Origin of the sequence: Pseudonocardia nantongensis, assembly GCF_046546495.1 — a bacterium.
GTDB lineage: Bacteria > Actinomycetota > Actinomycetes > Mycobacteriales > Pseudonocardiaceae > Pseudonocardia > Pseudonocardia nantongensis.
This window is the reverse complement of record NZ_JBKGXT010000014.1, coordinates 19,823-31,820: the sequence shown is the minus strand read 5'-3', so window position 1 is coordinate 31,820 and position 11,998 is coordinate 19,823. Positions and strand designations below refer to the sequence as shown.

10 protein-coding genes are annotated in these 11,998 nt (G+C 74.5%); 6 read left to right on the top strand and 4 right to left on the bottom strand.

Annotation, left to right across the window (positions count from 1 at the left end):
• Positions 1-62: 62 nt before the first annotated feature.
• Both ACLFMI_RS16260 and ACLFMI_RS16255 read left to right on the top strand, forming a co-directional pair.
• Complete coding sequence (locus ACLFMI_RS16260) at positions 63-647, top strand: hypothetical protein (protein WP_410948703.1); 585 nt, start codon at positions 63-65, stop codon at positions 645-647.
• Complete coding sequence (locus ACLFMI_RS16255) at positions 644-1,819, top strand: serine/threonine-protein kinase (RefSeq protein WP_410948702.1); 1,176 nt, start codon at positions 644-646, stop codon at positions 1,817-1,819. The genes ACLFMI_RS16260 and ACLFMI_RS16255 overlap by 4 nt, the downstream gene beginning before the upstream one ends.
• Positions 1,820-1,866: 47 nt before the next feature.
• Here the strand turns inward: ACLFMI_RS16255 and ACLFMI_RS16250 are convergent, their stop codons facing one another.
• Complete coding sequence (locus ACLFMI_RS16250; protein ID WP_410948701.1) at positions 1,867-3,102, bottom strand: MFS transporter; 1,236 nt, start codon at positions 3,100-3,102, stop codon at positions 1,867-1,869.
• Positions 3,103-3,170: 68 nt separating this feature from the next.
• Between ACLFMI_RS16250 and ACLFMI_RS16245 the strand changes: the two genes are divergently transcribed.
• From ACLFMI_RS16245 to ACLFMI_RS16235, 3 genes are all read left to right on the top strand, one after another.
• Complete coding sequence (locus ACLFMI_RS16245) at positions 3,171-4,070, top strand: LysR family transcriptional regulator (RefSeq protein ID WP_410948700.1); 900 nt, start codon at positions 3,171-3,173, stop codon at positions 4,068-4,070.
• 39 nt (positions 4,071-4,109) lie between these two features.
• Positions 4,110-4,853 (top strand): helical backbone metal receptor, encoded by a 744-nt coding sequence (locus tag ACLFMI_RS16240; RefSeq protein WP_410948829.1) that lies wholly within the window; start codon positions 4,110-4,112, stop codon positions 4,851-4,853.
• A gap of 94 nt (positions 4,854-4,947) precedes the next feature.
• Positions 4,948-7,410 (top strand): glycoside hydrolase family 3 C-terminal domain-containing protein, encoded by a 2,463-nt coding sequence (locus ACLFMI_RS16235; protein ID WP_410948699.1) that lies wholly within the window; start codon positions 4,948-4,950, stop codon positions 7,408-7,410.
• Between the two features lie 67 nt (positions 7,411-7,477).
• Here ACLFMI_RS16235 and ACLFMI_RS16230 read toward each other — a convergent pair whose 3' ends face one another.
• On the bottom strand, positions 7,478-9,079 hold the full coding sequence (locus ACLFMI_RS16230) for a GMC family oxidoreductase (protein WP_410948698.1): 1,602 nt from the start codon (positions 9,077-9,079) through the stop codon (positions 7,478-7,480).
• Complete coding sequence (locus tag ACLFMI_RS16225) at positions 9,076-10,566, bottom strand: aldehyde dehydrogenase family protein (protein WP_410948697.1); 1,491 nt, start codon at positions 10,564-10,566, stop codon at positions 9,076-9,078. The genes ACLFMI_RS16230 and ACLFMI_RS16225 overlap by 4 nt, the downstream gene beginning before the upstream one ends.
• A 146-nt stretch (positions 10,567-10,712) precedes the next feature.
• Here ACLFMI_RS16225 and ACLFMI_RS16220 point away from each other — a divergent pair, with 146 nt between their 5' ends.
• Positions 10,713-11,486, top strand: coding sequence for an IclR family transcriptional regulator (locus ACLFMI_RS16220; protein WP_410948696.1), 774 nt, complete (start codon positions 10,713-10,715; stop codon positions 11,484-11,486).
• Positions 11,487-11,517: 31 nt separating this feature from the next.
• On the opposite strand, the gene ACLFMI_RS16215 is transcribed toward ACLFMI_RS16220, so the two are convergent.
• Complete coding sequence (locus tag ACLFMI_RS16215; RefSeq protein ID WP_410948828.1) at positions 11,518-11,931, bottom strand: SRPBCC family protein; 414 nt, start codon at positions 11,929-11,931, stop codon at positions 11,518-11,520.
• Positions 11,932-11,998: the final 67 nt, after the last annotated feature.

Below are 11,998 nucleotides of genomic sequence, written 5' to 3'. Positions count from 1 at the left end.
ATCGCCACCGTACGGGGCATGCTGCCCTGACCATGGACCGGCCGAGAGAGGGGTGATCACCGGTGTCACCGGACGTACTGCTGTGGGTCGTCGTCGCGGTCGTGGTGCTGGTCGCGATCGGGGTGGGGCTGGTCGTCGCCTCCCGGGTGCGGGGCAAGCGCCGGACCGCCGCGCTGCGACGGCACTTCGGACCGGAGTACGAGCACGTCCTGCACCAGTCCGGAAGCCGTGCGCAGGGCGAGTCGGAGCTGCGCCGCCGGCTGCAGCGGCGCAGCGAGCTGGACGTGCGGTCGCTCGACGCGGACGAGCGGGAGCGGTTCGCCGCCGGGTTCGGGAGGGCCGAGAACGCCTTCGTGCAGACCCCGCGCACCGGGCTGCGGGACGCCGACCTGCTGGTCCAGCAGGTGCTGCGCGAGCGCGGGTTCCCGGTCGAGCACTTCTCCGAGCGCGAGGCGATGGTGTCGGTCGAGCACCCGGACCTGGTCGGTCACTACCGGGCCGCCCACACCGTGGCGGTCGCCGACACCACCGACGACGCCGACACCGAGCAGCTGCGCCAGGCGATGGTCGACTACCGCTACCTGTTCGACGAGCTGATCGGCGCCGGCACCCCGCAGAGCACACAACGCGACCTGCCGACCCCGTGAGCGGTCCGGCCGCCCGGTCCGAACCGGACGTGCTCGCCGGCCGGTACGTGCTGGAACGGCTGCTCGGCGAGGGCGGCATGTCCCGGGTGTTCCTGGCCCGGGACCGCGAGCTGGACCGCACGGTGGCGGTCAAGCTGCTGCTGCGCGGCGCCGGCGAGGGTGCCGACCCGGACGACCTCGCCCGGCTGCGGGACGAGGCCCGGGCCGCCGCTGGGATCGACCACCCGGGCGTGGTCACGGTGCACGACGTCGGCGAGAGCACCGCCGGGCTGTACGTGGTGATGTCCTACGTGCCGGGCGAGACGCTGGCCGGGCGGATCGACCGGGCCGGGCCGCTGCCGCCCGAGGAGGTCGTGCGGATCGGTTGCGCGGTCTGCGACGCGCTCGGTGCGGCGCACCGGGCCGGGGTCGTGCACCGCGACGTCAGCCCCGGCAACATCGTCCTGGGCCCGGACGGCGACGTCACCGTCACCGACTTCGGGATCGCCCGGATCGGGCCCGGCGCGGGCCGCACGCAGACCGGGCACGTGATCGGCACGCCGTCCTACCTGGCGCCCGAGCAGGGCCGCAGCACCGGCGAGCTGGACGGCCGGGCCGATCTCTACGCGCTCGGCTGCTGCCTGTTCGCCGCCCTGACCGGGCGGCCACCGTTCACCGACCCGGACGCGTTCGCCGTCGTGCTGGCCCACCTGCGTGACACCCCACCGCGGCCGTCGTCACTGCGGGCCGGGATCCCGACGGCCCTGGAGGAGGTGCTCCTGCGCACCCTGGCCAAGGACCCGGACCTGCGTCCCCCCGACGCCGCGGCGCTGGCCACGCAGCTGACCGCCGGCCTCGGCACCACGCCCGCCCCGGCCGGTCCCCCGCGGACCCGCGAGCTCCCGGCCGAGCAGACCGGGCAGCACACCGGTGAGCGCACCGACTCCCACGCGGCCGGCGACGCCCCGTCGCTGCGCCCGCTGCGCGACGAGCCGGGCCGGTCCGCGCCGCCGGGCAGGGACGCGGGCGCCGCGCGGAGCACCGGATCGCACGCGCTGGACAGCACGCTCGCCGACGTCGAGCACGACGACGCGCGCAGCGCCGACCGCCGGCGCGCGATCGGGGTGGCGCTGATCGTGCTCGCCGCGCTGCTGGCCGTCGGTGCCGCGGCCGCGCTGCTCCTGCTCGGCTGAGCAGCGCCGACGTCCCGCGCCGCGGGTTCCCGCCCGCGGGTCGGTGGTCAGGCCGGGGCGGGCGTGCGGCGCAGCACCAGGGCCAGGCCGAGGGCGCCGAGCAGCAGTGCACTGACGTAGCCGGTCAGTCCGGCCCAGCCGCCGTGGTCGAACGCGATGCCGCCGACGGCGCCGCCGACACTCGAGCCTGCGTAGTAGCCGACCAGGTAGAGCGACGACGCCTGCGCCGGGACCGCTCCGTCCAGCAGCGCCGAGCGCCGGCCGACCCAGCTGCTGGCGACCGAGTGCGCGCCGAAGAACCCGACGGTGACCATCAGCAACCCGAGCAGGACGGTGACCAGCAGGTCGGGCAGCGTCACCCAGATCCCGGCCAGCGCCAGCAGGGCCGCCACCCACAGCACCGGGCGACGACCGAGCCGGTCGCCGAGCCGGCCGGCGCCGGTGGATGCCCAGCTGCCGGCGAGGTAGCCGAGGAAGACCAGGCCGACCAGCGTGCCGGGCAGCGAGAACGGCGGCGCGAGCAGCCGGTAGCCCAGGTAGTTGTAGACCGTCACGAACGCGCCCATCAGCAGGAACGCCATCCCGAACAGGCAGAGCAGGCCCGGGTCGCCCAGGTGCCGTCGCAGCGGACCGCCGAGGTCGCGCAGCCGGGTGCGGGACGGGGTGACCGCGGTGGGCGCCGGAAGCAGCAGCCGGAACGCGACCGTCGCGGCGACCGAGACGGCGCCGACCGCGGCCAGGCCTGCCCGCCAGCCGGCGGCCTCGGCCACCCAGGAGGCGATCAGCCGGCCGGACAGGCCGCCGAGGGTGTTGCCGGCGATGAGCAGCCCGACGGCGCCGCCGAGGTGGCGCGCGCTGACCTCGTGGGTCAGGTGGGCCATCGACAGCGCCGGCAGCGCGGCGAGCGTGACGCCCTGCAGCGCCCGGATCGCCACGAGCACCCCGAAGCTCGGAGCCAGCGGGGCGAGCAGCGCCAGCACCGCCGACGCGGCCAGCGCCCAGGTCATCACCCGGGTCCGGCCCCAGGTCTCGGTGACCGCCGACAGCGGGAGCACCGCGAGCGCCAGCGTGCCGGTCGTCGCGGACAGCGCGAGGCTCGCCACCGACGAGCCGACGCCGAACTCGGCCGACAGCGTCGGCAGCAGCCCCTGCACGCTGTAGACCAGCACGAACGTCGCCATTCCGGACAGCCAGAGCGCCGCCCCGAGCCTGCGGAACTCAGGCGTGCCGCGCTCGTGCGGGGGCGCGAGGCGGCCGGCGGCGGGACGCTCGGTCGTTGTCATCACTCAGTACCGTAGGCGGCACCGTTCCCATGCGTCCAATGCATGTCCCGACGATATAGAGTCCATGTGTGCATGAGTCGCTGGCACCCGGGTTGCACCGGTTCGTCGCCGTCGCGCGGACCGGGCACCTGACCCGTGCCGCCGAGCGCATCGGCGTCCCGCAGCCGACGCTGTCCCGCGCGATCTCCCGGCTGGAGACCGAGCTGGGCGTCGCGCTGTTCCGCCGGGCCGGGCGCGGCCTGCAGCTCACCGCGGCCGGGCGGCTGCTGCTGCCGCGCGCCGAGGCGGCTCTGGCCGAGCTCGACGCCGCACGTGCGGAGCTGGCCGGCGACGCCGACCCGACGACCGGCCGGGTGACGCTGGGGTTCCTCGGCACCCTGGGCACCGACGCCGTCCCGAGCCTGCTGCGCGGGTTCCGCGCCGGACATCCGCGGGTACGGATCGAGCTCGCCCAGGCACCGCACGCCGAGCTGCTCGACCGGGTCCGGGCCGGCACCGTCGACCTGGCCCTGACCTCGCCGTTGCCCGACGAGCCCGGGCTGGCCACGACGCCGCTGGCCGAGGAGGAGCTGTGCCTGGCCGTGCCCGCGGAGCACCCGCTGGCGGCCGGTGGCCCGATCCCGCTCGCCGACGCCGCGGGCGAGCCGTTCCTGCTCTTCGCCCGCGGCTACGGGCTGCACGCGACCGTCGAGGAGTGGTGCCGGCAGGCCGGGTTCCGGCCGCGGCGGGCGTTCGAGGGCGGCGAGACCGCGACCCTGCGCGGGCTGGTCGGCGCCGGGCTGGGCGTCGCGTTGCTGCCGCGGGGACCGGCCACCGCCGGCGTCGTGCAGCTCCCGGTGCGCTCGCCGCACACCGTGCGCACGCTGGGCATGGTGCACCCGGCCGGCGACCGGCCGACCGCTCCGGTGCGGGCGCTGCGCGCGCACGTCGCCGCGCACGCGCCGCAGTTGCTGGCGCACGGGTCCTGACGCCCGCCCGGGCGGGATACGGTCGTCGTCGTGCACGCTGTGATCGACGACGAGGGCCGCGAGGTCCCGGTGCCCGCGAAAGTCCGCCGGGTGGTGTCGCTGGTGCCGTCGCTGACCGAGGCGGTCGCCGCCTCCGTGCCGGAGCTGCTGGTCGCGGCCACCGACTGGTGCACGCACCCGGCCGACCTGGACGTCGAGCGGATCCGCGGCACCAAGAACCCGGACGTCGACCGGATCGTCGAGCTGGCCCCGGACCTGGTGCTGGCCAACCAGGAGGAGAACAAGCCCGGCGAGCTCGCCGCGCTGCGCGCCGCGGGCCTGGCCGTGTACGTCACCGACATCCGCGACGTCGACGGCGGGCTGGTCTCGCTGGGCCGGATGCTCGCCGCCTGCCGGCTGCCCGAGCCGGGCTGGCTGCGCGAGGCCCGGGAGCTGTGGGCCGCGGTCGAGCCGGCCTCCCCGCGCCGGCGCGCGGTCGTCCCGATCTGGCGCCGCCCGTGGATGGCGGTCGGCTCGGACACCTTCACCGGCGCCGTGCTGGACCGGCTCGGGATCGACAACGTGCTCGCCGACTCCCCGGAGCGCTATCCCCGCATCGACCCGGCCGCATTGCCTGAACACGACCTCGTGGTGCTGCCCGACGAGCCCTACACCTTCACCGCCGACGACGGCCCCGAGGCGTTCGACGCGCCGTCGGCGCTGGTCAGCGGGCGGCTACTGACCTGGTACGGGCCCAGCCTGACGGAGGCCGCCCGCGCGCTGCCCGCCGCGCTGAGCCCATGATCAGCGGGATCGTGACCGAGACGCCGCCGGCCGGTGTTCTCGTCACGATCGTGGTGATCACCATGTCGTCGGCCCACCTGTAACGCTGGGACACATGGCTTCCGTCGACGACGACCTGCTCACTGCCCTGATCGGGGAGCTCGGCCTGGAGCAGAAGGTCCGGCTGCTCACCGGTGCCGATTTCTGGTCCACCCCGGCCGAGCCCGCGATCGGGCTGCGCCGGATGGTGCTCTCGGACGGGCCGTCCGGGGTGCGCGGCCAGAGCTGGGACGAGCGCGACCCGTCGCTGTCGCTGCCGTCGTCCTCGGCGCTGGGCGCGACGTGGGACCCGGCCGCGGCCCGGCGCTACGGCTCCGCGCTCGGAGCGGAGGCCCGTCGCCAGCACGCCGACGTCGTCCTCGGGCCGACGATCAACCTGCACCGCACCCCGTACGGCGGCCGGCACTTCGAGGCTCTCTCCGAGGACCCGCTGCTGACCGGCGAGCTGGCGACCGCCTACGTCGAGGGTGTGCAGGCGCACGGCGTCGCCGCCACCCCGAAGCACTACGTCGCCAACGACGCCGAGTCCGAGCGGTTCACCGTGGACAACCGGGTCGACGAGCGCACCCTGCGCGAGCTGTACCTGGCCGCGTTCGAGCCGGTCGTCACGCGCGGGAAGGCGTGGGCCGTGATGTCGGCCTACAACGCCGTCAACGGGCCGACGATGAGTGAGAACCCGCTGCTGGCCGAGCCGCTGACCGGCGAGTGGGGATTCGACGGGCTGGTCATGTCCGACTGGGGTGCGGTGCGCACCACTGAGGCGTCCGCGACCGCCGAGCAGCACCTGGTCATGCCCGGCCCGGTGTCGGCCTGGGGCGACCGGCTGGTCGCGGCGGTCCGCGACGGGCGGGTGCCGGAGACCGTCGTCGACGGCAAGGTGCGGCGGCTGCTGCGCCTGGCCGTCCGGGTCGGCGCGCTCGGCCCCGGCTCCCCCGCCGACGCCGGGACTCCCGCGGACGCCGAGGACGGCCCGGTCCTGGCCCGCGAGCTGGCCGTGGCCGGGAGCGTCCTGGTCCGCAACACCGCGGCGGACCGCACCGGCAACACCGCGGCCGGCAGCACCGGCGAGCTGCCGTGGAACCCGGACGCGCTCGGCCCGGTCGCGGTGCTCGGCCACAACGCGGCGCTCGCCCGGTTCCAGGGCGGCGGCAGCGCGACCGTGCGCCCGGCCGCCGTCGTCTCACCGCTGGAGGGGCTGCGCGCCGCGCTCGGCGCGGATCGCGTGCGCTACCGGATGGGCGCCCAGGTCGCCGCGGGGGTGCAGCCGTTCGCCCCGGCCACGATGACCAACCCGGTCACCGGCGGGCCCGGGCTGCGCGCGGTCTTCCGGGACGCCGACGGCGTCGAGCTGCGGGCCGAGGACCGGACCGCCGCGTCGCTGGTGTGGATGGGCCCGGAGGTCCCCGACGGCACCGACCGCATCGAGGTGGCGCTCCGCTGGGACACCCCGGCCGGGGCGCACCGGGTCGGCGCCGCCGCAGCGGGACACGTGCGGCTCGAGATCGACGGGGTCACGGTCCTCGACACCGCCGGGCACCCTACCGGCGACGAGGGCCCCGGCGCGGCGATCTTCGAGGCCCCGTCGGTGACCGCGGAGATCACCGTGGACGGCCCGGCCGACCTGCTGTTGCGGTTCCGGCCCTCGGTCGGCGAGGCCGGCATGCCGGTGGTCGCACTCACCGTCGGTGAGGAGATCGTCGTCGCCGACCCGGACGCCGAGGTCGCGGCGGCCGCCGCCCTGGCCGCGGAGTCCGACGTCGCGGTCGTGGTGGTCGGCACCAGCGACCGGTTCGAGAGCGAGGGCTTCGACCGCACCACGCTGGCCCTGCCCGGGCACCAGGACGCGCTGGTCCGCGCGGTCGCCGCGGCCAACCCGCGGACGGTCGTCGTGGTCAACTCCGGGGCGCCGGTGCTGCTGCCCTGGCGCGACGACGTCGCCGCGGTGCTGATCGGCTGGTTCGGCGGCGAGCGGTTCGGCGAGGCCGTCGCCGACGTGCTGCTCGGCGCCGCCGAGCCGGGCGGGCGGCTGCCCACCACCTGGCCCGCGACCGGCGACGAGCGCTCGGTGCTCTCCGGAGTCCCGACCGGGGGCGTGCTGACCTACGACGAGGGCGTCCACGTCGGGTACCGGAACTGGCTGCGCCACGGCGGGACACCGGCATACCCGTTCGGGCACGGGCTCGGCTACACCACCTGGACCCTGGACGGCGCGACCGTCACCGGACGCGAGGTCGAGGTGACACTGGGCAACAGCGGCGACCGGGCCGGGCGGCAGGTCGTCCAGGCCTACCTGTCCCGGGAGGACAGCGCGGTCGAGCGGCCCGCCCGGTGGCTGGCCGGCTGGGCGGTCGTCGACGCCGCCCCGGGACCGACGACCGCCCGGATCACCCTGCCGGACACGGCGTTCCGGCACCGCGAGCGCGACCGCTGGGCCGTCGAGACGGGCGTCTACACCCTGCACCTGGGCTTCTCGGTGACCGACACCCCGCTGCGGGTCGAGGTCATCGTGGACGGCTGAGCGCGAGCGGGACGGGAGCGCTGTTCACCCGAGATCGGAACGCCCTCCTGTACCGCTCGGTGGTGCGTCAGGAGCCGTGCGCGGCCTTCACCAGGTCCGAGCACTTCTCCCCGATCATCATCGTGGTGATGTTCGGGTTGATCGCCGGCAGGAACGGCATCGCGGACCCGTCGGCGACCCGCAGGTTGCGCACGCCGCGCACCCGCAGCGCCGCGTCGAGGACGGCCATCGGGTCGTCGTCGGTGCCCATCTTCGCCGTGCAGGCCGGGTGGTAGACGGTGTTGTGCGTGCGCATGATGTAGTCGGCCAGCTCGTCGTCGGTGACGGCGTCCGGGCCGGGTGCCAGCTCCGCGGCCACCCACTCCCGCAGCGCGGGCTGCTCGGCGATCCGCCGGGCCAGCCGGATGCCCTCGGTCATCACCGCCATGTCGTGGCCCTCGAGGTCGGTGAAGTAGCGCGGGTCGACCCGGGCCCGGTCACGGAAGTCGCGGGTGCGCAGCCGGACCGTGCCCCGGGAGCGGCCGCGGGTGACGTTCGGGGTCAGGCAGAACCCGTTGTCGGTGGTCGGGTAGCCCCAGCGGACCGTGTTCATGTCGAACGGCACCGAGCCGTAGTGCATCATCAGGTCCGGCCGGTCGAGGCCGTCCCGGGTCCGGTGGAAGAGCCCGATCTCCCACCACTGGGTCGACTCGGAGACCATCGGCTTCGCCGCGTCCCAGAAGACCAGGCCCTCCACGTGGTCGTCCAGGTTGGACCCGACCCCCGGCGCGTCGACGCGCACGTCGATCCCGAACTCGCGCAGGTGGCCGGCCGGCCCGATGCCCGAGAGCATCAGCAGCTTCGGGGTGTCGATCGCGCCCGCCGAGAGGATCACCTCGCGGTCGGCGTGCACCGTCTCGTACCCCGGGCCGATGCCGCGCATGTACTCGATCCCGGTCGCCCGGCTGGGTCCTCCCCGCCCCGCCGGCTCCGCCGGCTGCCGACCCCCGTCGTCGAAGAGCACCTTCGAGGCCCAGCAGTCGGTACGGACCTCGAGGTTCGGCCGGGAGTCCAGGATCGGGTGCAGGTAGGACGCCGACGACGACGCCCGGGTCCCGTCCGGGAACGAGTTGATCTGGAAGTACCCGGCGCCCTCGGTGACGGTGTGGCCCTCGTTGAACCGCACCGTCGGCAGCCCGACGCCCGCCGCGGCCTCCAGTACCGCGTTGCCGCACGGATCCTTCGGCGGGATCTGCATCAGGTTGACCGGACCGGAGCGGCCGTGGCCGCCCCACTCGCCGTCGTTGGTCTCCAGCCGGGTGATCAGCGGCCAGCACTCCGCCGACGACCAGCCGGTCAGCCCCATCGACGCCCACTCGTCGAGGTCCTCGCGCGGGGTCCAGAACGCGATGCACGAGTTGTGCGACGAGCAGCCGCCGAGCACCTTGGCCCGGGCGTGGCGCATGTGCGAGTTGCCGCGCTCCTGCGGCTCGATCGGGTAGTCCCAGTCGTAGCCCGAGTCGAGCAGGTTCATCCAGTCGGCGAGTTCGAGGACGTTCCGGTCGCCGACGTCCGACGGGCCGGCCTCCAGCAGCAGCACCCGGGTCGACGGGTCCTCGGACAGCCGCGCGGCCAGCGCGCACCCCGCCGAGCCGCCCCCCACGACGACGTAGTCGAACCGATCGGTCACGCCTGAGCCCCCTCGTCCTCGGCCCCGGAGAACCAGCGCTGCGGCTCCGGTGCGGTGTTCTGCCAGATGTGCTTGATCTCCTGGTACTCCGCCAGACCGGTCGGGCCGAGCTCGCGTCCGTTGCCGGAGCGGCCGATACCGCCCCACTCCGCGCCCGGGAAGTAGGGGTGGAAGTCGTTGATCCAGACGGTGCCGTGCCGCAGCGCGTTCGCGACCCGGTGCGCCCGCCCCATGTCCTGGGTGAACACGGCTCCGGCCAGGCCGTACTCGGTGTCGTTGCCGAGCCGGACCGCCTCGTCCTCGCTTCTGAACCGCTCGACGGTGAGCAGCGGGCCGAAGGTCTCCTCCCGGATCAGCCGGGAGTCCGGGGCCAGGTCGGTGATCACCGTCGGCAGGTAGAAGTAGCCGCCCTTCAGCTCCGGGGCCTCCGGGCGTCCACCACCGCACCGGATCGTGGCGCCCTCGGCGCGGGCCGCCGCGACGAAGTCCTCGATCTTGGCCAGGTGCGCCGCGGAGACCAGCGGGCCGACCTCGACGCCGTCGGCCAGGCCGTCGCCCAGCTTGATCAGCTGCGCCCGGCGGACGATCTCGTCCACGACGGCGTCGGCGACCGAGTCCTCGATGATCAGCCGCGCGCCGGCCGAGCAGACCTGGCCGGAGTGCAGGAACACCGCGAGCATCGCGTAGTCCACGGCGAGCTCGAAGTCGGTGTCGGCGAAGACGATGTTCGGGTTCTTGCCGCCCAGCTCGACCGCGGTGCGCTTGACCGTCTCCGCGGACGCGCGAATGATCGCCCGGCCGGTACTGAGCCCGCCGGTGAACGACACCATGTCGACGTCGGCGTGCTCGGTCAGCGGGGCCCCGACCGAGGGGCCGTCGCCGAGCAGGATGTTGACCACCCCGGCCGGCGCCCCGGCCTCGGTGCACAGCTCGACGAGCTTGATCGAGGTGAGCGGGGTGACCTCGCTGGGCTTGATCACCATGGTGTTGCCGGCCGCGATCGCCGGGGCGACCTTCCAGGACAGCTGCAGCAGCGGGTAGTTCCACGGCGTGATCAGCACGCAGACCCCGACCGGCTCGTGCACGATCCGGGAGACCACGCTCGTGCTGCCGGTGTCCACGATCCGCCCGGCGTCCTTGTCGGCCAGGCCGGCGTAGTAGCGGAACACCGCGGTGACGTCGTCGACGTCCTGCCGGCCCTCCGCGATCGTCTTGCCGGTGTCCAGGGTCTCGGTCCGTGCGATCTCCTCCCGGTCGCGCACCAGCAGGTCCGCGATCGTGGAGAGGATCGCGCCGCGCTCGGCGGAGGAGGTGGCCCGCCACGGACCGTCGTCGAAGGCCCGGCGGGCGGCGGCGACCGCGCGTTCGACGTCCTCCGGGCCCGCCTGATCGACCTCGGTCACGGTCGAGGCGTCGTAGGGGTTGATCACCGGTGCGGTTCCCGCGGAGCCGGTGGTCCAGGTTCCGTCGATGTAGAGGCTCGGCACGTCGAGCAGGGTTCACCCCGGCAAACCCGCAGCGCAAGCCGTGGTTGCGGCCGATGATGATCCTCACCGTTCGGGTGTATGTGACGCTTACCCGCTCCCGGGGACTCCCTGCGGCGAACGCTCCGGTCCGGCGTTAGGGTTGCGCCATGGGCAACCCGGTGCGCACCCGTGAGTCCGGGGTGCAGTCCGTCGACCGCGCGGTCACCGTCCTGGAGCTGCTCGCGGGCCGGGGCGAGGCGGGCGTCAGCGAGCTGGCCATCGCCCTGGACGTGCACAAGTCGACCGCGTTCCGGTTGCTCGGCGCGCTCGAGGAGCACGGGCTGGTCGAGCAGATCGGCGACCGTGGCAAGTACCGGCTGGGCTTCGGGCTGATCCCGCTGGCCGGCCGGGTGGCCGAGCGGCTGGAGGTCACCACCCAGGGCCGGGCGGTGTGCGACGAGCTGGCCGGCCGGCTCGGCGAGACCGTCAACATCGCGATCCCGGACCGCGGCTGGGCGGTGAACGTCGATCAGGCCCGCGGGCCCGCGATGGTCACCACCTACAACTGGCTCGGCCGGATCACCCCGATGCACAACACCTCCAGCGGCAAGGTCCTGCTGGCCGCGGCGATCCTCGACGACCCGTCGGCGCTGCCGGACCGGACCCCGGACGGCGAGGACGGCCCGATCGACCGGGAGGCGCTGGCCGCCGAGCTGGCCGAGGTCGGGTCACGCGGCTACGCCTGGTCGATCGAGGAGTTCGAGACCGGCCTGAACGCCGTCGCCGCGCCGGTGCGCGACCACTCCGGCAACGTCGTCGCCGCGCTGTCGGTCTCCGGTCCGGCCTACCGGCTGCCCGAGGACCGGGTCGAGGAGATCACCCCGGACGTCGTCGCAGCCGGCCGGGAGCTCAGCCGCCGGATGGGGTTCTGGGACGACTAGCAACCGGCGGTCGAGGGCCGAAGCAGCGGCGTCACAGCCGTTCCAGCACCTGCGGCATGGTGCGCTCGACCTCGTCGCCGAGCCGTTCGAACTCCCTACGCAGGAACGGCGCCGCGAGCTTGAGCAGGCCCTTGAACCGCAGCTCCGCGCGGTAGGTGACGATGCTGCCGTCCTCAGCGGGCTCGACCCGGATGTCGGTCGTTGCGGTGACGGTGGGGCTCTCGCCGACAAACACCAGCCCCGCGTCCGACCGGTCGACCAGCGTGTAGGTCAGCTCGGTCTCCCGGCCGTTGAACACCGACACGTGGTGCCAGGTGCTCCCGAGCTCGACCGGGCCGCCGTCGTCGGACCGGGTGCAGGAGCGCGTCCCCGGGTCCCAGACCTCGCTGTGCCCGAAGTCGGCCAGGTACCCGAGGACGGTCTCGACAGGGGTGGACACCGTCATCACCCGCTGGACGCCGACCACGTGTCTCCCCTCAACCCGACCCGAACGGCGGCGATGGTCTCACGTC